General features: G+C 64.2%; 11 protein-coding genes. 5 read left to right on the forward strand and 6 right to left on the reverse strand.

What is annotated here, in order from left to right; genetic code table 11:
- Positions 1-232 precede the first annotated feature (232 nt).
- Positions 233-10,933 carry a Hint domain-containing protein gene (locus ACELLULO517_RS21015; RefSeq protein ID WP_227309388.1) on the forward strand — a complete coding sequence of 3,567 codons (10,701 nt, stop codon included), beginning with the start codon at positions 233-235 and terminating at the stop codon, positions 10,931-10,933.
- A gap of 70 nt (positions 10,934-11,003) precedes the next feature.
- Positions 11,004-12,629, forward strand: coding sequence for a glycosyltransferase (locus tag ACELLULO517_RS28965; RefSeq protein ID WP_227309389.1), 1,626 nt, complete (start codon positions 11,004-11,006; stop codon positions 12,627-12,629).
- A 16-nt stretch (positions 12,630-12,645) separates the two neighbouring features.
- Here the strand turns inward: ACELLULO517_RS28965 and ACELLULO517_RS21025 are convergent, their stop codons facing one another.
- Positions 12,646-13,725, reverse strand: coding sequence for a tetratricopeptide repeat-containing glycosyltransferase (locus ACELLULO517_RS21025; protein WP_227309390.1), 1,080 nt, complete (start codon positions 13,723-13,725; stop codon positions 12,646-12,648).
- 99 nt (positions 13,726-13,824) lie between these two features.
- On the opposite strand from ACELLULO517_RS21025, the gene ACELLULO517_RS21030 reads away from it, so the two are divergent.
- Positions 13,825-15,165, forward strand: coding sequence for a hypothetical protein (locus ACELLULO517_RS21030; RefSeq protein ID WP_227309391.1), 1,341 nt, complete (start codon positions 13,825-13,827; stop codon positions 15,163-15,165).
- Here the strand turns inward: ACELLULO517_RS21030 and ACELLULO517_RS21035 are convergent.
- The 3 genes from ACELLULO517_RS21035 to ACELLULO517_RS21045 form a co-directional block, all read right to left on the reverse strand.
- Complete coding sequence (locus ACELLULO517_RS21035; RefSeq protein ID WP_227309392.1) at positions 15,150-16,448, reverse strand: glycosyltransferase family 4 protein; 1,299 nt, start codon at positions 16,446-16,448, stop codon at positions 15,150-15,152. The genes ACELLULO517_RS21030 and ACELLULO517_RS21035 overlap by 16 nt on opposite strands.
- A 201-nt stretch (positions 16,449-16,649) precedes the next feature.
- On the reverse strand, positions 16,650-17,453 hold the full coding sequence (locus tag ACELLULO517_RS21040) for a DUF72 domain-containing protein (RefSeq protein ID WP_227309393.1): 804 nt from the start codon (positions 17,451-17,453) through the stop codon (positions 16,650-16,652).
- A 118-nt stretch (positions 17,454-17,571) separates the two neighbouring features.
- Positions 17,572-18,462 (reverse strand): LysR family transcriptional regulator, encoded by an 891-nt coding sequence (locus tag ACELLULO517_RS21045; RefSeq protein ID WP_227309394.1) that lies wholly within the window; start codon positions 18,460-18,462, stop codon positions 17,572-17,574.
- Positions 18,463-18,646: 184 nt separating this feature from the next.
- On the opposite strand from ACELLULO517_RS21045, the gene ACELLULO517_RS21050 reads away from it, so the two are divergent.
- Both ACELLULO517_RS21050 and ACELLULO517_RS21055 read left to right on the forward strand, forming a co-directional pair.
- On the forward strand, positions 18,647-19,393 hold the full coding sequence (locus tag ACELLULO517_RS21050; RefSeq protein WP_227309395.1) for an SDR family NAD(P)-dependent oxidoreductase: 747 nt from the start codon (positions 18,647-18,649) through the stop codon (positions 19,391-19,393).
- 39 nt (positions 19,394-19,432) lie between these two features.
- The gene (locus tag ACELLULO517_RS21055) at positions 19,433-20,080 is read left to right on the forward strand and encodes a glutathione S-transferase family protein (RefSeq protein ID WP_227309396.1); all 648 of its coding nucleotides are present in this window, start codon (positions 19,433-19,435) and stop codon (positions 20,078-20,080) included.
- A gap of 126 nt (positions 20,081-20,206) precedes the next feature.
- On the opposite strand, the gene ACELLULO517_RS21060 is transcribed toward ACELLULO517_RS21055, so the two are convergent.
- Positions 20,207-21,484 carry a porin gene (locus ACELLULO517_RS21060; RefSeq protein WP_227309397.1) on the reverse strand — a complete coding sequence of 426 codons (1,278 nt, stop codon included), beginning with the start codon at positions 21,482-21,484 and terminating at the stop codon, positions 20,207-20,209.
- A gap of 390 nt (positions 21,485-21,874) precedes the next feature.
- Positions 21,875-23,722 (reverse strand): alkaline phosphatase family protein, encoded by a 1,848-nt coding sequence (locus ACELLULO517_RS21065; RefSeq protein ID WP_227309398.1) that lies wholly within the window; start codon positions 23,720-23,722, stop codon positions 21,875-21,877.
- Between the last annotated feature and the right edge of the window lie 322 nt (positions 23,723-24,044).

A 24,044-nucleotide genomic window follows, 5' to 3' on the forward strand; every position in this document is an offset into this window, starting at 1 on the left:
CGGGCGCGGCCAGAACAGCGCTGGCGGCGGGGCCGGGGCCGGCAGCACGCTGACCAATGCTGCCAATGGATCCACGACCGGAGGGACGCTGTACCTCACCCAGAATGCCAGCGGCGGCAGCGGCGGATATGGCGGAACGACGGGCGCCGGTGGCGCTGGCGGGGCCGCGACCTCCACCCTGTCCTTAGATGATCTGACGGCCAATCCCACGGCCGCTGCGTTCCTCTATGGCTTGACGACCGCCAATGGCGGCGCGGGCGGCACCGGCACGACGGCAGGCAAGGCGGGTGCGGCCAATACCGCGGTCACCCTGACAGGGGGCGGTGCGGTCACGGGTCGTGGCTACGCCGATGGCGGCGCGGGCGGGGCCGCGACCGGCACCACGGATGGTGCCGTCGGCGGCACGGCCAAGAGCACCGTTGCCAGCACGAGCACGACGACAGGCAGCGCCTCGACCTATGCGCATGCCTTTACGCGCGGCGGGGCCGGTGGCAGCGGCCGCTACTACAGCAATGCCGAAAATGGCGGGGCCGGTGGTGCTGCCACCGGAACCTACGCGACCGCGACCAGCACAACCGCGACCGGCGGCGCGGCCACCGCCAACGCCAATGCCATGGGTGGTGTCGGCGGCGGCGGTGCCGGGGCCGGCAACGCGGGTGGCGCCGGTGGCCTTGCCAGCAAAGTGACCGCCACCGCGACCGGTTTCAACGCTACCGCAATCGTGACCCAGACGGGCGGGTCAGGCGGACGCGGCTATAGCGGTGCGGCCGGCGGCGCAGGCGTGGCCAGCACATTGACCAATGCCGCCACGGCGTCGACGACCGGCGGCAATCTCAGCCTGACCCAGACCGCCGGTGGCGGCTCGGGTGGCTATGGGGCGACACTGGGCGGCCTGGCCGGCGCAGCCACATCCAACCTGACCTTCGACGATACCACGAATGCGACCCATGCCAGCTATCTCTATGGCCGTAGCGTCGCCAATGCCGGAAGCGGCGGCCAAAGCCATGTCGGCGCCGGACAGGCCGGTGCCACGGGCACGGCAACGCTGGCGCTGACCGGTGCCAGCACTGTCAACGGCTCGCTGTCTGCCAGCGGCGGTGGCGGCGGTGCGGGCGCGACCAATGGTGGTGCGGGCGGGACGGCCAAGGGGAACGGCTCGGCCAAAACCACCTCGACCAGCCGGATTGCGCGGGAGACCGTCACTGTCTCGGGCGGCGCCGGCGGCAGCGGATCCGGCACCGGCCAGACCGGCGGGGCGGGCGGCACGGCCAGCGGCACGGCCCTGGCCACAGGCCATACGGCCTATGCCAGCGTCACGCAAAACGGCGGATCCGGCGGCCGTGGCCAAAGCGGGGCGGCCGGCGGTGCCGGGGCGGCGAGCACGCTGACCAATGCGGTGAGCGGTTCCACCACGGGCGGGTCGCTGTACCTCACCCAGAACGCCGGTGGCGGCAGCGGCGGATATGGCGGAACGACGGGCGCGGGTGGTGCGGGTGGGGCCGCGACCTCCACCCTGTCCTTCGACGATCTGACGGCCAATCCCACAGCGGCGGCTTCTCTCACGGGGCTGGGAACAGCCAATGGCGGCGCGGGCGGCGCCGGCACGACAGCCGGCAAGGCGGGCGCGGCTAATACCGCGATCACCCTCACCGGGGCCGGGTCGGTCATCGGTCGCGGTTATGCGACGGCCGGGGCAGGTGGCGGTGGGACCGGCACTGCCAATGGTGCCGTCGGCGGGACTGCCGCCAGCGCCGTTGACAGCACGAGCACGACGATCGGCGCTGCCTCGACCTACGCGCTGGCTAACACCAGTGGCGGCGCTGGCGGCGCCGGCGGTGTCTATTACGGCAGCACGGGCAATGGCGGGGCCGGTGGCGCTGCGACTGGAACCTATGCGACCGCGACCAGTGCCGATGCGACAGCCGGCGTGACCTCGGCCATGGCCAACGCCACGGGCGGCGGCGGCGGCAGTGGCTCGGGCGCCGGCAAGACCGGCGGCGCCGGTGGTTTGGCCAGCAAGACCACCGCCACGGCCACCGGCTTCAACGCCACCGCAACCGTGGCGCAGACGGGCGGCGCGGGTGGCCGTGGCTATAGCGGTGCGGCCGGCGGTGCCGGCGCGGCCAGCACGCTCACCAACGCTGCCACGGGTTTGACTGGTGGCGGTGCGATGCGCCTGACCCAGACCGCCAGCGGCGGCCGAGGCGGTTACAGCGCTGCGACCGACGGTGCCGGCGGCATCGCGACATCCAACCTGACCTTCGACGATACCGCCAGCGCGACCCATGCCAGCTCCCTCTATGGCAATAGCCGGGCCTTCGGCGGCAATTCAGGCCAAAGCACCACCGGCGCCGGCGGCGCCGGTGGCGCTGCGACGGCCGGGGTGACGCTGACCGGCGTCAATGCTGTCACCGCGACCACGACCGCCGATGGCGGGGCTGGTCTCAGCGGTGGTGCGACCAATAGCGCGGGCGGCGCGGCGGCCGCGACCGCGCAGGCGATCGCGACGGGGCTGAGCATTTCCGGAACGGCAAGTGCCACGGCCGCTGCCTTGGGCGGAACCGGCGGAACCACCGGGCATGCGTCAGCCAAAGCGACGGCCGAGACGGCAAATGGCCAATTGGCATCCGCTGGCAGCAACAGCAGTGGCAGCAGCGGTCTGACGCAATCCACCGCGACGACCAGCGGAACGGGGCTGCTGCAAGGCCTGGTCGCGTCTGCACAGGTCACGACCGCCGGCGTGGATGCGACGCAGGCGAATGTCGACTTCTCCGGCGACACCTTCTCCCTCGGCAATCAGTCGATCGATTCCTATGCGTCGGCGACCGGCCTGCCGAGCAGCAGTTTCGTCAGCAGCGTTGATGGATCAGCCGGCAATGTCGCGGCGATCTTCGGCGCCCCCCAGGCCGTGACGATCGGCGCCGGCTGGCAGAGCGGCTACTATGTATCAGGGGGCAACGGCTCCCAGGAATTCCAAAACTCTATCACCTATTCGGTCGATTCCCTTGGCCTGAGCGGTGATCTTTATGCCGGGCTGCTGACGACGAGTGCGACGGGCACCGGCTTCTCATCCCTGGCTTTCACCATCACGGTCGGCGGGACCACGGTCGTCAGCCAGAGCTTCACCTCGCTCGCGACGGCCAATGCGTATTTCACGAACCAGGCGCTTGACCTCGGTGCGGTGACGCAGACTGCCAACCTTGCCGTGACCGTCAGTTTCGACCTTGTCAGCACGACCGCATCGAGCGGCTTTGGCATCGACTATCTGCTGGGTGCGTCGGGCGGCAACGGCCCCCCGGTGATTGTCGCGCCCACGACCGCACAGGTCGTCCAAGGCAAGGCCGGCGCCATCAGCGGCGTCGCCGTCTCGGAATCCGGCAATACGACGGGCGAGACCTTCACGGTCAAGCTGACCGACACGACGGGTTTGCTGAGCGCCACCGGAACGGGCATCACCGGCGCCGGCTCCAAGGCGTTGACGATTACGGGCTCGCTCACCCAGGTCAACGCGGACCTCGCGACCCTGACCACGACCGAGACCAGCGGCACGTCCGATACCATCACGCTCAATGCCACGGACAACAAGGGCGGCACCGCCACCACCGCTGACATTGCCGTCGCGATCACCAATATTCCGCAGATCACCGCGCCCGGTTCGGCGGTCGTCGGCCTCAGCAAGCCGACCGCGATCAATGGCGTATCGATCGCTGAAGCCAATGCATCCGCCGGCGAAACATTCACGGTCAGGCTGACCGATACCAACGGCGCCTTGTCGGCGACGGGATCGAACGTCAGCGGCAATGGCAGCGCCGCGCTGCAGATCTCAGGGTCACTCGCCCAGGTCAATGCTGCCCTGGCGACGCTGAGCGATACAGACGCGACGGCGGCCGCCGACACGATCACGATCAACGCGACGGATAGCATCGGCGGCGCCGCGACCGCTGCGAACATCGCTGTCACCATCGCGAACGGGCCGGTGATCACCGCGCCCACGGCCGTCACGGTCGGCAAGGCTCAGCCCAATCCGGTGGCAGGGATCAGCCTGGCGGAAACCGGGGCGACGGCCGGAGAGACCTTTACGGTCAATCTGTCGGACAATAACGGCCTGCTGGCCGCGACCGGCACTGGCGTTTCAGGCTCGGGTACTGCGGCTCTCACGATTGCGGGCACGCTGGCCCAGGTCAATGCCGCGCTCGCGACGGTGACGGATAAGAACGGCACGGTGCAGGCCGATAACATCCTGATCACGGCCGTCGACAGCTTCGGCAATACGGCCGGCGATAAAACGGTTGCGGTCACGGTGAACGGGCCGCCCAGCATTTCGCAGTCCAGCGCTGTCACGGTTCATCAAGGCGTGACCACGGCGGTTTTCCTCAGCGTCTCGGAAAGCGGCGATACGACCGGTGAGACCTTCACCGCGACGGTTGCCGATACAAGCGGCGTGCTGGCGGCGACCGGCACCGGTGTATCCGGCTCCGGCAGCCAAAGCGTGACGATCACCGGATCGCTCAGCCAAATCGACAATGACCTGGCGACCCTGACGGTCAATGAGGCCGGCACGGCGTCGGATACGATTTCCGTCACGGTCGTCGACAGCTTTGGCAATGCGACCGGGCCGCAGAAGACGACCGTCACCGTCAATCCGACGCTGACGCCGGTCATCACCACGCCGGCCGGCGCTGCCGTCGGTCTGGCGAAGGCGACCCTCGTGTCGGGGCTGAGCCTGGCGGAGACGGGCGCGCGCGCCGGCGAGACCTTCACCGTCACCGTCTCCGACACCAATGGCGTGCTGTCGGCTACGGGCGCGAGCGTGAGTTTCAGCGGCACCAGCCTGACGATCCAAGGCTCGCTCGCTCAGGTCAACGCGGATCTGGCAACGCTGACCGACACCGACACCAATCCGGCCGCCGATACGCTGTCGGTCACCGCGTCCGATTCCTTCGGCAATATCGCGGCCCCCGCCTCGACGGCCATCACCGTCGCCAATGATCCCGTCATTGCGGCACCCAGCACGCTGGTCGTCGGTGTCGACCAGCCTGTTTCCGTCGCAGGCGTCAGCATCTCGGAAAGCGGGGCCTCGGCCAGCGAGACCTTTACCGTGACCGCGTCCGACAACAATGGCCTACTGTCGGCGACCGGCACCGGCGTGTCCGGTGCGGGGACATCGAGCCTCGCCATCACCGGCACGCTGGCCCAGGTGAATGCCGCGCTCGCGACATTGACGGATAAGAACGGCACGCAGCTTGACGACTCAATCGTGTTCGCGGCGACTGATGGGTTTGGCAATACGGCTGGCAGCCGCAGCACGGCCGTGACCGTGAATGGGGTGCCGTCTTATGACAGCTATCCCTCCTCCCTGGCGCTGCAACAGAACAAGCCTGAGCCTTTCTCGCTCGATATCACTGAGTCGGGCGATACGACCGGCGAGACCTTTACGGCCGTGATATCGGACCAGTTCGGATTGCTCTCGGCCACCGGTAGCGGTGTCACCGGAAACAACACCACGACGCTGACCATTACCGGCTCGCTGTCCGACGTGCGGACCAGTCTCAATGCGCTGGTGGATACTGACGGCACGCCGGGCAAGGACGCGATCGTGCTGGCGCTGAAAGACGGCTTCGGCAATGTCGCCACCGACATCACGATCCCGATCACGGTCATAAGCAATCCGGTGATCGCCGCGCCGGCCTCCCTCAGCCTCGGGCAGGGACAGCCGGGTACGATTGCGGGCGTCAGCCTGTCCGAGCCCGGCGCCATTGCGGGCGAGACGTTTACCGTCACGGCATCCGACACGAATGGGTTGCTGTCCGCCACCGGCACGGGCGTATCCGATTCCGGCACCACAGCCATCACCATAGCCGGGACCTTGGCCGAGGTGAACGCGGCCCTGGCGACGCTGACCGATACGGACGGGACCAGGCCTTCCGATACCATTACGCTTTCCGCCAAGGACAGCCTTGGGAATGACGCGACGGATGCGACGATCGGCGTGTCCGTGGCGGGTCTGCCGCAGATCACGGCGCCCGCCACGCTGATACTCGGCGTCGGACAGGCTGGTGCCGTCCCGGGGGTCAGCCTGTCGGAAGTCGGCGTGCTGTCCAACGAAACCTTTACCGTCAAGGTCTCGGACCTGCATGGCTTGCTTTCGGCCACCGGCACGGGCGTGTCCGGATCGGGCACGACCGCGGTTACGTTCACGGGGTCCCTGGCGCAGGTCAATGCCGGTCTTGCGACGCTGGGCGATAAGGACAGCACCACGCCTTCGGATAGCATCACGATCGATGCGAAGGACAGTTTCGGCAATACGGCGCCCGTGGCATCGATCGCCGTATCGGTCACCAATGACCCAGTGATTGCGGCGCCGGCGACGGCGACGATCGAGCAAGGCCAGGCGAGCCCGATTATGGGCGTCAGCCTGTCCGAGGCCGGTGCGATCACGGGCGAGATTTTCACTGTGACGGTGTCGGATACGGACGGGTTGCTGTCGGCCACCGGCGCCGGCGTTTCCGGGGCGGGCACCACGGTGCTGACGCTCAAGGGTTCGCTGGCTGACGTGAATACCGACCTGGCATCGCTGACGGACAATGACAGCGCTGGGCCGAGCGACACCTTGACCATCGGCGCGAAGGACAGCTTCGGCAACAATGCTGCCCCGGCCCATATCAGTCTTACGGTGAATGAGCCGGCCGATCCGGTCTTTACCGAGGCGGGCGATCCGCTGCCCGGAACGGTCACCGAGCAGATTCTGGATTTCGGCACGGTCGATCAGGGTGATGTCCTGGCCCCGATCGATCTGGCGCTTCTCAACGACAATGGCGTGCCAGGCGATAGTCTTTCCGGCAGTTACCTATACGCCGATGATCCCGCCTTTACCGTTGACGGCTTTTCCGATGTCCTCGGCCTGGCGGCCGGTGATCAGGAGAATTTCCTGTCGGTCAGGTTCAACACGGGAACCACCGGAACATTCTCTGAGACCATCGAGTTTGATGGAGACAGCACCAACGGTTCCGGCAGCAGTTTTGCGCTGTCGCCCCATTACCTGCTGATCGAAGGGACAGTGGTTGCGACCATGCCGACCGGTGGTGGCGGCACTGGCGGTGGCGGCACTGGCGGTGGCGGCACTGGTGGTGGCACGGGCGGCGGCACGGGTGGTGGCACTGGCGGCGGCACTGGCGGCGGCACTGGCGGCGGCACGGGTGGTGGAACCGGTGGTGGCACTGGCGGCGGCACGGGTGGTGGCACGGGTGGTGGCACGGGCGGCGGCACGGGTGGTGGCACGGGTGGTGGCACTGGCGGCGGCACGGGTGGTGGTACCGGCGGCGGCACGGGTGGTGGAACCGGTGGTGGCACTGGCGGCGGCACAGGTGGTGGAACCGGCGGCGGCCCGAGCGGCGGCGGTTCTGGCGGTAGCCCGCCGGGGCCGAGCGGTGGTGGTGCGGGTGACACGCACATCACGACATTCGACGGCCTGCACTACGACTTCCAGGCCGCGGGCGAATTCGTCTTCGCGCAGAATGCCGACATCATAGTACAGGTTCGTCTTGAACCGACCGGCGGACCGCAGAACCCGTCTGGCAGCGTCACCTTTATCGAGCAGACCGCGATCGGTCTTGGCAGCGATCGTCTCACCTTCGACTTCTCGCGGGCACAGCCCTTCTGGCTCAACGGAGCGCCTGTCACCCTTATCTCGGGGCAATTCCTGCCTTTGGCGGTCGGCACCGTCTATGCGACGTCAAGCGGCTTCGTCGTGGAAGCAAATACCGGTGAAGAGGTAAAAATCGGCAACGAAAACACCTCTGTCATTCTGGGTGGCCATACGACGGGCGTCAGCGGCCTCCTCGGCACCGCGGATGGTACGGATCCGCAGAATCTCACACTGCCGGATGGTACTGTCCTGCCCACGACGCTGACTTCGGACGAACTCTATAAAACCTACGCCGACGCCTGGCGCGTGACGCAGGCGACGTCTCTGTTCGACTATGGCGTGGGACAGACGACGGCCACCTACACCATCCCGAACTTCCCGCTGACGCCGGTGACGCTTGCAGACTTGCCGACCGCGCTTGTTCAGCAGGCGACGGAGTATGTGGAGTCTCTCGGCATCACCAATGCGACGCAGCAGCAGGATGCGGTGCTCGACTACCTGTTGGCCGCCGGCAGCCAGACAGCGATCGACAGCGATATCGCCAATACCACGGCGGGTACATCCACTTCGACGTTGCAGGTGACCAGCCCGCCGGTCGAGCTGGTCGGCGTCACCGGCCCGATCGGGCCTGTCAGCATCGGTTCCGGCAAGGTCAACGTCACGTTCCAGGTGTTCCTGAACAACCCGAGCGATAAGCCGGTCGTGGTGACCTATGCCGTCGTCGGCGGGTCTTCGCCGGCCCAACTCGGCGCGGCCGATTTTGGCGGCACTTTGCCCAGTGGTTCGGTCACGGTCGCGGCGGGTGCGACGATGGCCAGCATCACAATCGCGGTGCCGGGCAATCTGCGACTGCCGGTGGAAACGCTGCAACTCGCCATTGCGACGGCAACGACGGGCGTCACTCTCGCGAATGCGACGGGGGCGGCGACGCTGGACAGCAGCCTGCCCATCGAAGGGTCTGACGCCCTGCCGAGTTTCGAGCAGATCTCCGGCCCTGGCGCGTTCACGCAGGACGGGACGGCCTATACGCTGAACCTTGGTACGATTGGTGCCGACGGCGTCGACGCGATGAATTTGGCGATCGCCAATTTCGCGGCGGGATACGCGAATATGCTCGGCGGCACATTCGCCACCACGACCGGCAGCGGGTTCACCATCGTCACGCCCACCGTGACCGGCCTGACGCCGGGTGGTGTCGCAGGCGGCCTGACCGTGACGGCGGGCACGTCCCTCGGCGTGCATACCGAGATCCTGACCTTCAACCCGACGCAAACCAATAGCAGCGGCTATTCGGGGACGCTGGCGCCGATCACCCTGACGATCATGGACAATGTCGTCTCGCCGATCGCGCAGGCGGCGGCGACGCCCAAGGTCATCACCTTCGATGCCCGCGTGGATGGCGGGTCGACCGGCAGCCTGACCGTCGCCAATACCTCGCCGATCGGCAGCGACTCCCTCGGCGTCGTGCTGACCGATAGTGGGGGTCATGTCCTGCCGACGCAAACCACGCCGCTGGCGCCGGGCGCCTCGGCCACCTTGTCGCTCAACAGTCTTGCGACGACGAGCGGCACCTTCACCGATACGCTCAATATCGCCTATACCTCGGTGCCGCCGTCCAGCACCGGTCATCCGACGGTGGCGGAGACGGGCAGCAGCGTGACGCTGAACGGGACCGTATATCTGGCGGCAGACCCGACCCTGAATACGACGATCTTCAATTTCGGCACGGTCCATCAAGGCGACGCCGAGACCAGCCAGATCATCTCGCTCACCAATGCCGTGGCGTCGGGCGCGCTGTCGGACGAACTCCTGGCGAGCATTGCCGCAATGCCGAGAGGGATCTTTGCCACCAGCGACCAACAGGTAACGATCGACCCTGGGGAGACGACCAGCCCGGGCGCTATCGGCCTCGATACCTCGATCGCGGGTGTGGTGGACGGCAATGTGACGCTGCGGCTGACGACGCATGACGCAGCACAGCCGGATGCGACGCTTGGCACCTTGAACGTCAAGGTCGAGGGGACCGTCATCGGTGACGCGATCCCCGCCTTTGTCGAAGTCTCGGGCCCGGGTTCGCTCAGCGGCGCGCCGGGTCAGGACCAGATACTCAATCTGGGATCGATTGTCGTAAAATCCGCTGCTCAGACCATCAAGATCGCTGTCTCCAATGCCGCCTCGGGGATCGCGGATTCCCTGAGCGGGTCCTTGTCCTATACGTCGCTCGGCGTCACCCAATCGCTCGGGGATATTCCGACACTCGCGCCTGGCGACGAATCCGGCATCTACGAATTTACGATCTCGCCGACGGCCGAAGGCCAGATACAGGACGTCATCACGCTGACACCGATCGATAGCGTGCTGGGTGCGCTGCCGATCCAGACGTTGACGATTGAGGGCGATGTGATCGCCTGCTTCCTGCGCGGCACGCATATCGCCACGCCGGACGGCGAGCAGAGGGTGGAGAGCCTGCGCATCGGCGATCTGGTGACGACCTTGTCCGGAAGACCGGAACCCATCCGCTGGATCGGGCGGCGCAGCTATAATGGGCGGTTCATCCGCAGGAACCGCGACGTCCTGCCCATTTGCATCCAAGCGGGCGCCTTGGCGGATGGCATTCCCGGCCGGGATCTGTGGGTGTCGCCCTTGCATGCGATGCTGATTGACGATGTCCTGGTGGCGGCTTGCGATCTGGTCAACGGCAAGACGATCCTCCGCGGCGACCTGGCCGAGAGTGTCGAGTATGTCCATATCGAGCTCACGCGGCATGACGTGCTGCTCGCCGAAGGCGCGGCGTCCGAGAGTTTCGTGGACGACGACAGCCGCATGATGTTCCATAACGCCCATGAATATGCGGCGCTTTACCCTGACGCGAAGCGGGTGCCGGCCGTCTATTGCGCGCCACGCGTGACGGACGGCTTTGCTCTGGCGGCGATCCGTCATCGGCTGGATGTGCGTGCCGGACTGCGGCCGGATGTGGCGGCAGAGCCCTTGCGCGGCTATCTCGACCTCATGGAGGAAGGCTTGGTCGCGGGATGGGCGCAAAACCCGCTGCGGAGCGACGTGCCGGTCTGTCTCGATATCCTGGTCGATGGCGTGCTGATCGCGCAGACCCTGGCCAATCAGCACCGTCCGGATCTGGCGGACGCTGGGTTCGGGCGCGGCGATAACGGCTTCTCATTGACGCTGCCGATACCGCTGACACCGTCGCAGATGGCGCGGATTGAAGTGCGACGCTCATCGGATCAAGCGATCCTGCCGCGCTCGTCCAATTTGATGCAAGTTGCCTAGTCCAAGAAAGCGGTCCGCGAAGAAGGCGGAGCCTGAAGCGGCTCCGACCTTTCGCGGGAAGATCGAATGCGTGACAAGGGAGCGCGTCACCGGATGGGTGCATGACGCGCTCTCTGGCCAGTCCTGCGTCACGCTGCTGATCACGGCCAATGACAAGCTGCTGGCCCGTGTCCTGGCGGATCGGCCGAGACTGGACGTCCGGGATGCCGGGATCGGCGACGGTCGTTGCGGTTTTGATCTGGAGATCAAGGGGTTATCGCCCTTCGAAACCCATGTCATCGCCGTGCAGCGTGAAAGCGACATGGCCCATGTGGATTGCTCGCCGGTATTGCTGGAGCCGGTCAGTCAGTTCGACGCGGCTTTTCGCGCGCAATGCGCTGCCTTGCTCCGCGATGCGCCGGACGATGCGGGATTGACCGAACGCATCGATTTCCTCGCCGAGCAGGCGGAGGCGCTGATGCAGCAGCGCGCGCATCGCCGCAGTCGCCCCGTGGAACGCACGGCCCTGCGGCAGGTCAAATGGCGCTGGACAGGGTCAGGGCCGCAGGCCGGCGCAATGCGCCCGGACCAATTATTGCCCCGAGCCCTGGTGATCGACGAGACTTTGCCGGTGCTGTCCCGCGACGCCGGGTCGAATGCCGTGCTGTCACATATGCGCTCGCTCCAGCGTCTTGGGTTCGAGGTCAATTTCGTGGCCACCGACATGGCGCGCGATACCACGGGCGTGCTGGATGATGCCGGTATCATCGGGTGTCATGCGCCCTGGCATGGCTCCGTCGAGGAGGTATTGCGGCGCGAACACGGCAGCTTCGACCTTGTCTATCTGCACCGGGCGACGGTCGCGGCCTCCTATCTCGGTCTGGTCCGCCGGGAACAGCCCAGGGCCAGGGTCGTCTATAGCGTCGCCGACCTGCACCATCTGCGGTTCGCGCGGCAAGCGAGAGCCGAGGAACGCCCGGAAATGATGGCATTGGCGCGGCGGTTTCAGCTTGTGGAACTGCGCGCGGCGGCGGCGGTTGATGCGGTGATCACGCATTCAAGCCATGAAGCGGCGGTGTTGCGTCAGCATGTGGATAGGGCGCAGATCCATGTCATCCCCTGGGCGGTTGCGCAGCAGCCGACAGAGGTGCCGTTCTCCGCCCGTCATGGGCTGGCTTTCATCGGTCATTACGGTCATGCTCCGAATCTCGAAGCCGCGCGCTGGCTGGTCGACGAAATCATGCCGCGGATACATGCCAGCGACCCCGGTATTCCTTGTCTGCTCGCCGGCAGCAATATGCCGGATGATTTGCGGCGCGCGCGGCCGGGTGTGGAGGTGATCGGCCAGGTCGATTCCTTGTCCGCGGTCTTTGACCGCGTGCGGCTGACGGTCGCACCGATGCTGTATGGCGCTGGGATCAAAGGCAAAGTGCTTGAGAGCCTGGCCTGGGGCGTGCCCTGTTCCTGCACACCGGTCGCGGCGGAAGGCCTGGACCTGCCGCCGAGCCTGGACTCCCTGGTATCGGTGGGTGTGGAGAATATCGCGGCCAATGCGATCCGGCTGCATCAGGACGAGGCGTTCAACCGCGCCTGTCGGGAGGCCGGGCTTTCCTACACGGCCGCGACCCTGTCGGAAGCGCGGATCGATGCCCTGATGCGCGACGCGGCTGGCCTGCCCACGGATCGCGCGACCGCGCTCGGCGCAGATCCCGGGTAAGCCCGCCAGCGCGCGGTTACGCCGATGCCGCCAGTTTGCCGAGGGCAGCGACATTGCGGGCCAGACGCTCATCCCCCGGGCTGAGCGATAGGGCGTCCTGCGCATGTTTCAGTGCCGTCGCGTGCTGCCCGAGCCGAGAGGCGGCAAAACTCGCGAGATCATGGGGGTGAGCGCTGGCAGCGCGGGGATCGTTGAAGGCGGCCGTTGGGCCTTTCTTGATCGCAAGGGCCTTGGCCGCGGCGGCGTAACACGCGGCCCAGTCGCCGGTTTCGTACAGCATATCGGCCAATTGCACCCAGGCCTCGCGCCGCTCCGGCGCGGTCTGCGTCGCTCGTCTCAGCCATTCGAGGGCATGGGCCCTGTCACCGACGGCGGCTCGGCACCGGGCCAGATAGCCCATAACCGCGCTGTTCTGTTCCTTCCAGGTCGCCGACGGCAATGCCAGGTAGCGCCGGGCCTCCTGCTCGGCGCCGGTCCAGTCTCGGTAGAAGATACGTTCGCGCGTCAGATAAAAGGCGTTGCGCGCGCTATGCGGTTCTTCCGCTGCTGCCACCTCCAGCAAATCCAGATATTGGCCGCGCGACTTGGACGAGTCCGGCCAGTGATCCACGCGCAAATTTTTGAAATAGACGTGAACCTCCTCCAGGCGATCCGGGAAAAGGGCTTCGTGGCAGGCATGGCGCCACAGGTAGCCTTGCCTTGCGTGGCAGCGATCCGTCCAATACTCAACACCGGGCGAGCCATCGGCCTGATGCGACCAGGCATAGAGATAATGCCCGCGCGTGGCGCCAGGTCGCCATTCCTTGTCAAAATGCTCCCGCCAACCGTCGCTCAGCCGTTCGTCGAGGTCGAGCGCCAGACAGATGTCGATATCGGCTGGCAACAGGGCCAGGGCGGCATTGCGGGCGGTGTCGAAACGCCAGGGCCGGATCATGATCGGCACCACGGTCGCGCCGCCGGCGCGCAAAGCCTCCACCGTGCCGTCGGTACTGCCGGTGTCCGCCACGAAAACAAAATCCGCGCCCTGACAGGTTTTCAGAAAGCCATCGACGTGTTTCGCCTCGTTCTTTGCGATGGCATAGATCGCGATACGCATTGCTCCATTCGGCCTTCGCGCTAATGTAACGGTCTCGACACAAGCGGCATTATCTGACCGCTCGGCCGACGGTGCCGGACTGACAGGTGGTAAGCAAGCGTGACTTTCCTTTTGACCTATCACGGAACGCTGCTTTGTCGGGACGGGGCGAAGCTGGTGCATCGATCTGTGGACAATCGCGCCGGCGTTTCGCCGGTTCGCCTGGACCTGCCCTGGGAGCGTGTGCGGAGTGATTTCGATCGCAATCTTCGGGCGAAACCCGCCGAAATCCGTTCGACGGTTCCCTTCGGGGACCTCGCCGGATTCACCTTGCATATCGAGCCTGACCGCCGCTCCGTCCTGCTATCGCAAGGCGACCGTTACCTCTCGGCTCAGCTCAACGGGAGCATGCTGACCGACCGCGAACAGGCGGCCGGGTGGGAGCGGTTTGTGCCCGTGCAAATGGAGGAATTGGATCGGCTGCTATCGCTCCGCGCACACGACTGGGTGCTGTCCACGTCTTCGCGCAGGATTCCGGCGCGGTCTGTGAGACTGTCGACGCAACATGGTTTGTGGTTCGATGAGCATCACTTCGACCTCCGCTATCAGCTTCCTTTGCTGGGCGAGCACGAAGGGCGGCAACTGACCTTGCTGCGCGATAGCTGGCGCATCGCGAAGGCGCGGGCGTTCAAACCGCTCATTTGCTACAGCGCCGTCGGCAATCCGCTGATCTTCGAGCAGCTTGTCCTCAGTTTGACGTCGCTGCTGCGCTGGGGCCGGTACAAGGGTGACATCCATCTTGCCACGGACCGAAACCCTGCCGAGCTGCTGAACCTTGTTCCCGAACTGGACCCAAGTCGCGTCTCGTTCAAGCACCTCACCTATACGGATCGCATCGGGGCGATGACGGCGCGGTATTCTCTCATGGACTGGCCCGAACTGGCCGCGTTTCAGCCCCTACTCATCGTCGATACCGATATTATTTTCGACGCCGATATCGAGCCGCTTCTGACCCACATCGTCCTGTCGGATCGGATTGTCGTGCCTGCCGAGGAATTTTCCCCGCGCCGCAGCGCCGAATCGGTCGGTGCCAAGCTTTTCAGCGGGGACTATTTCGATCCCGGGGCGAGGTTTGGCTTCAATTCAGGATCGATCGGCTTGCCCAATTTGCATCGCCACGGCGACCATCTGCAGCTTATTCGCCGGATCATCGGCAATAGAAGCGACGTGTTCGGGCGCGGCCATTTCACTTGGGTGGATCAGCCGATCGCCAATTACGTGGCCGAACTGGTCGGTGGCTTCGAGACCTCTCACATGGGTCAGTATGTCCGGTGGGGCGGGGCCGGCATGGGTGTCGCAGGACGCTGTGGCCTGGTTCATTTCTGGAAGCCGCGGGGACCGGCGGAGAAGCTGCGCGCGATGAAAGACTATGTACGCGCGCTCGATCAGTTAGGCGGCTGAGCCTTTTGGTCGGTCAGTCGGCTGATCAGTTGACGCCAGGCTTGGAGACAGCTGGGCCAGTTATAGACCGCCCGCGCATAGTCCTGAGCGGCCAATGCCATGGACGGTCGGCCACCCCATGGGTTGCGGAATTCTTCCGCCAATTCGCGGGCGAAGTCCGTGACGCGCGCCTCGCGATCGTTCCCCGTGGCGTAAAGATGCGCGAAGCCGGCAGTCGTTTCCGGTAGCGCGGCCCGTGACGTCGCGATAACCCGCACGCCGGCGCCCATCGCTTCCATGACGGCGATGCAGGCGGTTTCGTCGAATGTCGCAGGATAAGTCAGGAAATGCATATCGCGGAGTGCCGCGCGTATTTCGGCATTCGGCCTGATGCCGTGATAGATCACCCCTGGCAGGCGGCGCGCATGGGCAAAGATGGACTGGTAGGACGCATCGGAAAAGCGTTGACCCCATAGGCGAAAGCTCGACCAGATATGCAGTTCCGCATCGCCAGGGTCGAGACGTTCCCAGGCATCCAGCAGGATCGAAAGACCGCGATCTGGCGCGCTGGTATAGGCGCAGCGCCACCGCCATGGCTTTTCTGTCGGCCAGGGCCTTATCGGCCCGTCGATATCGGTCGCATTATGGATGACGTGGCAGCGTTCGGCCGGCAAGGTTGGGAATCTGCCCAGGAACCGTTTGCACTGCCAGTGAGATACGAAAACGAACGCCGCGACGTGGCGGGTCATTTGCGCATCGGCACACCAGCGAAAATTGTCGCTCGCGTCATTATGCAGCCATATGACCAGCGGTCGGTCATCAAGCCGATCAAGGTCCGGCCGGTGAGGTTGAAGGTTGATCGCGTCCAGATCCTGGCCGAGCCGCTGCGACAATCCGTGCTGCATCAACTGCGTGCCACCCATCGTGGCCGCCGGTCGCCATAGCTGATAGGCCAGCAGGCCGGGTCTGGCCGCCTCGAAGATTTCCCATGACAAGCGATGCGGCGCCGCGAATAGGAGTTCCGAGGTTTTTCCGGCGCTGAGATAGAGCCGCCCTTCGCGCAAAGCGACATTGTCCGGCCCCGGCATGGCTTCGATCGTGACGCCGTCTATGATGGTGCTCTGCGCTGGGTCGCACAGGGCCGCGACAATCGCCTCGGGCGCGCGAAGCTTGCTGGACTCATCGTGCAAATGCACAAGTCGCCAGCCCAGATCCGGATGCTTGGCGATGACAAGATTTTTAGGCGCCAGATCGGCTTCCGCCTGGGCAAAGCCGGCGCCATCGGCGCTGCGATGGGCGAGCATACCATTATGCGTGCGAAGATATCGTGGATCGCGCCATCCGGTGCGTAAAACAGCGTATTCTGTCATCTATTCACCGTGCGGTGGTCCAGCCCCGGAATTCCCAAGCTTTGATCCTAGACTGCATTTCTCAGATGCAACAGATGCAACAGATGCGTCAGGCTTGCGCTCCGATTCCGGCCTGGCTGCGGCCATCTGCCGCGCCTAAACCCTCTCGATCAGCGCCCGGGCCGCTGCCGGGTTGCGGACCTTGTGCCCGCTGATGACAAACAGATAGACATCGCGGGCGATGCCGTCTGACTTGGCCTCACCGGCATATTGCAGGTCCTTCGGCCTGTCTCCCGCCGCCCATTGCTTCGCCCGTTGCGCCCAAAGGTCGAGGTTCTTCTTTGCATAGCCGAGCGGTTCGGACTCCGCCGTGCCCATGATGCGGGCATAGACGAAAGGCGCGGTGACGTCAGCGATTTGCGGAAATTCCGAATCCCCCGCGACCACCGCGGCAATGCCGTATTCGCGCAGCATGGCGGTGAAGTCAGGATTGCGGAAACTCTCGTGCCGCACCTCTACCACATGGCGGATGGCGCGGCCCTCCACGCTTTTGGGCAGCAGCTTCAGAAAGGCTTCGAAATCGACGGGATCGAAGCTTTTCGTCGCCATGAATTGCCAGTTGATCGGTCCAAGCTTGTCGCGCAACTCCAGCAAGCCGCTGGTCAGAAAACGTTCGACCGACTGGCCGGCTTCGGCCAGCACGCGCCGGTTGGTGCAATAGCGAGACGCCTTGAGGGAAAAGACGAATGTCTCCGGCGTCTCATCATGCCATTTGCGGAAGCTCTCAGGCTTTTGCGAACCGTAATAGGTGCCGTTGACCTCGATCGCGGTCAATTGGCTGGCGGCATATTCCAGCTCGCGCTTCTGTGGCAGTTTTTCCGGGTAGAAGGCGCCGCGCCATGGCTCATAAGTCCAGCCGCCGATGCCGATCCGGATCTTGCCACTCTCTGCCTTGGCCATGGTCACGCTCCCTGCCTTGGGTTATTCGAATCCGGTGACGGGATGCGGCACATAGGCTGCTTCCAGCCGTGCGATCTCGCCCCTGGTCAATGTAACATCGATTGCGTCGCCGTCATCGTCACCGTGCGAATTTAAGATCGCCGATCCGGGAGACGATCGCTTTCAGGAGCGGTGAGGTATTGGCTTCGTGATAGCCGAGCGAGAGGTCGATCGTGGGTGCCACGCCCGCCAGCGGCCGGCTGACGACCTTGGGCGGCAGCAGGTTGCGCGCATAAAGCGGCATCAGCGCGATACCGCGGGTCGAGGCGACGAGGGTCATGGCCATCGACAGGTTGTCGACACAATGATGCGGCGTGAGGTCGATGCCGATCTTGGCGCCATAAGCGTCCGTCACCGATCGCAGCGCAGGAGACGTGTCACGCGGAACGCCGACGATTTCTTCACGGGCGATATCCTGAGGCGTGATCGCATCCTTCGCCGTCAGGCGGTGGTCCGCCGGCATCAGCACGATCAGTGGTTCGTCGATCAACTGTTCGAAGATCAGCCCCGGCTTGTTGCGCTCGTGCCGCAGAAAAGCAAGGTCGATCTTGCCGCGCATCAACCCGTCCGCCAGTTCGGGGGATGGCAGGCTGAGAAGGACGACCTCGGTGCTGGGCAGTTCATCGCGCATGATCGCCATCACCGCCTGCAGCCATTCGAACTCATAGCCCGTCAGGAAGCCGAGGACGAAGGATGCCTTGGCGGCGGCCGCCGCGCGCCGCGTTGCCCCGATGGCCCCTTCGATCTGAAGCAGAACGAGGCGGGCATGGTCCAGAAACACATGTCCGGCCGGGGTCAGTGCAATGCCCTTGGCGGTGCGGATCATCAGGGCGCAGCCGAGTTCGGTTTCAAGGTCCCGCATCTGCCGGCTCAGCGATGGCTGGGCGGTGTGCAACCGCTTCTCGGCGGCGACCGTCAGGCTGCCTTCCTCGGCGACGGCGATGAAGTAGCGAAGATGGCGCAGATCCATGATTCCATACTTTAAAGGCATGGGACCCTAGAAACAAAGTCTTTTTCGCCGGCGCGGCGCGCGACTAATTCTGCGCCAACGGCCGCGATATCCAGCCCGGTCCCAGTCAGAAGGCGCCTATTGCAGGGCTGCTGACCAGACGGATCAGGCATGGAACCGCGAGCGCCGCAGGAAAGGAATAGCCATGAATACCCCCGTCGTTTTGATTACCGGCGCGCTGACCGGCATAGCGCGCGCCACCGCTGTCGCCTTCGCCAGGCAGGGCGCGAAGCTCGTCGTTTCCGGCCGTCATGATGACGCCGGCGCGGCGCTCGTCGCCGAACTGCGTGGCGTAGGCGCGGAAGCCGAATTTGTCCGCGCCGATGTCCGGCATGAGGCGGATGTCCGTGCACTGATCGATGCAACCGTCACGCGCTTCGGCCGGCTCGATATCGCCGTGAATGCGGCTGGCACCGAGGGCAAGCCGGGTCCGGCTGTGGAGCAGACGCCCGAAAGCTATGCGGCCACCTTCGATACCAATGTCCTTGGCACCATCCTCAGCATGAAGCACGAAATTCGCGTCATGCAGGCGCAGGGCGCGGGTAGCATCGTCAATATCTCCTCGACCTTCGGTCATCAGGGCGGGGCCGGTGCCTCGATCTATGCGGCGAGCAAGCATGCGGTGGAGGGGTTGACCAAGTCGGTAGCGCTTGAGGTCGGCAGCTTCGGCATTCGCGTGAATGCGGTCGCACCCGGACCGGTTCAGACCGCCATGCTGGATCGTTTCACCGGTGGCGCGGAAGGCAAGGCCTATCTTGCCAGCCTCAATGCACAGAAGCGGATCGGCGAACCGGACGAGATTGCGCGCGCAATCATCTATATCGGTTCGCATGGGGCGAGCTTCGTCACGGGTCATATCCTGACCATCGACGGCGGCAAGTCGGCCGGCTGAGAGCCTGACCCTATTTCTTCATATGTTAAAGGTGATGTCATGTCCGTCGATAATCTGAAACTCTATGAATCAAGCGGCTCTCCGAATTCCCGCCGCGTGCGCATCTTTCTGGCCGAGAAGGGGATTTGCGTCGCGCGCGTTCCGGTCGATCTCGGCGTGAAGGAGCAATTCTCCGACGCCTATGCCAGGATCAATCCGCGCCGCGTCGTGCCGACTTTGGTGCTGGAAGACGGCACGGCGATCGGCGAGGTGCCGGCCATCTTCCGCTATCTGGAGGAGGCCTATCCCAATACGCCGCTGCTCGGCACGACAGCGAAGGACAAAGCGCTGGTCGTGATGTGGGAGCGCCGGATGGAGCTGGAAGGCTTCGCGGCCGTGATGGAGACGGTGCGCAACAAGGTCCCCGGTCTGAAGGGGCGGGCGATTGCCGGCGCGCATGACTATGACCAGATCCCGGCCATCGTCGACCGCGGCCGCCAGCGTATTCTGGATTTCTATGCCGATCTGGAAGCGCGGTTGGCGACGGAGCCTTTCGTTGCCGGTGACCGGTTTAGTGCGGCCGATATCACCGCACTCGTCACGATCGATTTTGCAACCAGGGCGCTGGAGCTTGGCATTCCTGACGGCAATGACGCGACGCGCCTTTGGTACGACAAGGTCGCGGCACGTTCGAGTGCGGCGGCCTGACCTAGAGTAGATCCCGGTCGCAGTGCGTCATCTGCGCAAAAAAGCAAAACCCCGGCTGCAGGGTCCGAAAACCCTGCAGCCGGGGCTGTTGTCGGCCTCTATCCTGGGATCAGGACAGCGAGGCGATTACCACTGGATCTGCGTGCCAAAGCCGAAGAGCTGGGCCTGCGCGGTATTGTGGTCGACACCGGCATTGCCGGTCGAGAAGTCGTAGCCGCCCTGCTGGCGCGTGCCATACAGGTAATCGACGAACAGGCTCACGCCCGGCACCAGCGTATAGGTGCCGCCGACGGCCACACCCGTATTCTGCTGCTGGCCGGTGCTGAGGCCGTCCGAGGTGATGGTCGCGCCGGAACCGGCATCGACGCCACCCGGCAGGTCACCGGTCTGGTTGAGGCGGAAGAAGCTTGCACCGACCACGACCGGGCCGGTCGTGTATTGAGCGCCGACCAGCCAGCCGACGGCCTTGGAGCCGCCCGAGGGGGCAAGGTCGATGTCGTAGCTGTCGGCCACGTTGAAGTTGCCGTATTCCGAGTTACCGCCGACGGTGAAGCCAGCGTAGCTCACCGTGATACCGCCCTGGACGATGCTGAGATCGTGGTAGCTGTTCACGCTATTGGTCTCGGCGGGGCCGGTATAGGCGACCTGGCCGGCATAGCTATAGTCGAGCCCGGCCTGGACGCCGACGGGACCGAAGGTATTCGTATACTGGCCGCCGACATCGATCAGGTTGCGGGGCTGCCCGCCGCTGATGGCGGTGGGGGAGGAGGTGATGGCCGGGCTGAAATTGCCGGCATTCTTGTTCGGCGTGAAGCCGACCGCGAACTGGAAGCCGCTGATCGTGGGCGAGAGATAGACGATCTTGTCGGTGGATTCGCTGTAGTTGGAATTGCCGTCGGCCCAGCCATATTCCGGGATCGCGGATTCCGGGACCATGGCTTCGATATCGCCGTTCCACCCGCCATCGTTGAAGCCTTCGAAGGTGCCGGTCTGGAAGAGAACGTTCGGGCCGTTCTGCGAACCGAAGCTGATCTGGCCGAGCTGCGGCAGGCCGAGATAGCCATAGGCCTGATGCACATACAGCGTTTCGCTGCTGGCAGATTCGCCGCTGTTTTCGCGGATTTCGCTGGCGGCACCATAATGCAGGCCGTTGGCGGCGACGCCGTCAAAGCCCGGATAAAGGCGTAAATAGCCATAGAAACTGTCGGTTGAGGTCTTGGTGCCGCCGATATTGTCGAGGGACGAGCTTTCGACGCCCGCATACCAGTTCACGCGGCCGTTCAGGCGGACCTTGATCGAACCGGGAGCCTGGCTGGCATCCGACTGCGCCATGGCGGCGTTGATGCTCGCATATCCGATCACGCCGGCAATGACGGCCGTGCAGCCGAGCAATATTTTTCGCATGGATTTATCCCGCTATCATTCATGGTTGAACCATCATCAAATTCGTCAGAACGATGATCGTTTGCCTGAAGCGCCATTTGACTATGCGGACAGTGACCTGACTGCAACACTTGATAGCGACATTTCTGCAAAACCGCGCGTCGTCACCGGTAAGTGTCGCCGTTAGAACACACTATACTTACAGGCTATAAGATTTATGCAGGATGAGCTTTGCGGAATATTCCAACAAAGAACGAAATTCCTGTTTCGTTACGATAAAAATCCGGAATGATTGTTATTCGATTTGACACAAAACGATTCTTGTCGATGACTAAGGCAACTTTTTCATATGCAACAAAAAGGGCCTTGCTGCCGCAGCAACCAGGCCCTTTGCAGCACTCAGTTCCAGTGTTATTTACCGGCGTTCAGCCCCAGTGTGCGGCCGGGATAGCCGGCGGCATCGAAATAGCGTTCCGTGCCGACCGTCTGGGTAACCACGACGGTCTTGTGGCCCTCGGCATCGGTGGTGGAAACCTCCCAGCCTTTTGTCCAATGCGGGGTCTTGCTGCCGGTAAAGGCCTCGGTGATCACGCGGCCGACCAGCTTGCCCGTATCGGGCACATGCAGACCCAGAATATAGGCCATGGTCTTGCCGATATCGGCATTGCTGGTCGGTGCCTTATCAACAAATCCGGTCTTGAAGTCCGGTCCGGTGGCGCCGCCGATGGTGGAGGTATCGGCGCGGGAGAAGCTGCCATGCATGCCCTGGCCCTGTTGCAGCCCGGTATCGGCATTCTCCACCCCGCAGGTCAGCGGCGTCACGCAACCGGTCGACCAGGTACGGAAATTGACGACGATGGAGGGGACGGGCGTCACCGCAGATCCCTGCAGGTCGATCGCGGAAATCGGCAAGGTGCCAGGAATTTTGCCGAGCTTGGCCGAGACGAAAAGACCGCTGACATAGTCTTCATGTGACAGAATGCCGACGACCTTCTTCGCGAGTGACGGGTCACCGTCCGGCAGATAGACGAGATCGGACCCGCCATTGGCCGCGACCACGACCTTGGGCTGATCCATGCTGCCGCCGATCAAGCCGTCACCATGGGACGGATGGCCGCCGGCCGGCACCGGCGCATATTTCGCGTCCGGGTCCAGCAGCGGCATGTCCAGCCCATGCGCGATGTCGAGGGCCACGAAACCCACGGGCAGGAAATGTGGCACGACATCGCCATAGCTCTGCGTTGCGGCGAAGCTCGTCTTGCTCTGCTTGGAAATGGTCGAGAAACCGTGGTCGGAGGTGATGATCACATCCGTGGTCTTATCCAGGCCCTGAGCCTTCAGGGCTGCCAGCAGCGCCGACAAATCGTGATCGGCATTGGCGATGGCAGCGAGCGATGTCGGGCCGTCGATGCCCGGGGTCAGCGTATTGAGGCTGTCGCCCTGATTATGCTGCGTGCCGTCCGGATCGCGCGACCAGAAGACCATCATGAAAGGCTTGCCGCGCTGCTTGAACAGCGGCAGCACAACCTTGGTGGAAACATCGACGAAATAGGTCTGCTGCGCGCCATTGGCGACCAGCGTGCCCGGCGTGTTGAAGGTGCCGGCCTTGGCATTGGCGCCGCGCGGTGTCGCGGTCAGCGGAATGCCGGCCGCCGTCATCAGTTGTTGCATCTCGGGTGTCAGCGGAATGCCGATTTTCTTGCCGGTCTTGTCGAGCGTGCCGGTGGAATCATCGACCACGATGGTGGTGCCGACGCTCTGCGTCTCGGCATTCGCACTCGTATGGTCGAAGATCAGCGCCGGGCCCAGCTTGCCAATGGTCGCCGTGCTCATCCCCGCCAGGCGCGCGGCGCGCATGACGGTTTCCTGGTTCATGTAGTCACCTTCGAAATGCTCGTCGACGTCACCCAGAACCGGGTCGGATTCGAGAAACGGCGTCAGGCTTTTGCCGGCGCCCGGCACCTGAAAGCCGGCATCGATGGTATTGGAGAAATCGCCGGTATCGCCCAGCTTATGGCCGGTCGCCATGGCAGAGGCATTCGCTGTCGTGAAGGTCGGGAACATGGAATGGGTATTGTCGAAACGCACGCCCTGATGTTCCAGCGCATACATGGTCGGCGCGGTCTGCGGCGTCACCATGCCGGGGCGCAGGCCGTCCGCCACGAATAGCAGGACGTTATGCGGCTGGGTTTGCGCTTGGGCTGCGACCGGCAGCAAAAATGGCGGCGCCAGAAACGCGAGCTTCCAGGGGTTTTTCAAGGCAGCACCTCATCCATCGGTCCAGGGGTGCCCTGGCTTAAAGTCGTGCGGCAGGGCTGTCTTGCGACAGATTGATGACGGTTACACCAGCAAATGTGTCGGCACACCGAGCGGCGGCCCCTGTTCCTCCAGCTAATTGCGGCCCGCGCCGCTATCGCTTCGTTCGAAAGCGCGGCGACGATGAGCAAGGTATCAAGATGGAGCACCAGGGTCTGTCAGGTTTTAATAGAAGACTCGTCATCCGCGCACTTGTTGCGCGGACCTACCCATCGCGGCGCCCAGACAGCCGCATGCCTGCACAAACGGGTAGATGCGCGGGTCG

The sequence above is a fragment of the Acidisoma cellulosilyticum genome, from assembly GCF_020621385.1.
GTDB lineage: Bacteria > Pseudomonadota > Alphaproteobacteria > Acetobacterales > Acetobacteraceae > Acidisoma > Acidisoma cellulosilyticum.

Excerpts from the sequence above, each read along its gene's own strand:
- ACELLULO517_RS21025 (WP_227309390.1), bottom strand. The coding sequence starts at position 13,725 with ATGCGTATCGCGATCTATGCCATCGCAAAGAACGAGGCGAAACACGTC.
- ACELLULO517_RS21035 (WP_227309392.1), bottom strand. The coding sequence starts at position 16,448 with ATGCTCGCCCATCGCAGCGCCGATGGCGCCGGCTTTGCCCAGGCGGAA.
- ACELLULO517_RS21040 (WP_227309393.1), bottom strand. The coding sequence starts at position 17,453 with ATGGCCAAGGCAGAGAGTGGCAAGATCCGGATCGGCATCGGCGGCTGG.
- ACELLULO517_RS21045 (WP_227309394.1), bottom strand. The coding sequence starts at position 18,462 with ATGGATCTGCGCCATCTTCGCTACTTCATCGCCGTCGCCGAGGAAGGC.
- ACELLULO517_RS21050 (WP_227309395.1), top strand. The coding sequence starts at position 18,647 with ATGAATACCCCCGTCGTTTTGATTACCGGCGCGCTGACCGGCATAGCG.
- ACELLULO517_RS21055 (WP_227309396.1), top strand. The coding sequence starts at position 19,433 with ATGTCCGTCGATAATCTGAAACTCTATGAATCAAGCGGCTCTCCGAAT.
- ACELLULO517_RS21060 (WP_227309397.1), bottom strand. The coding sequence starts at position 21,484 with ATGCGAAAAATATTGCTCGGCTGCACGGCCGTCATTGCCGGCGTGATC.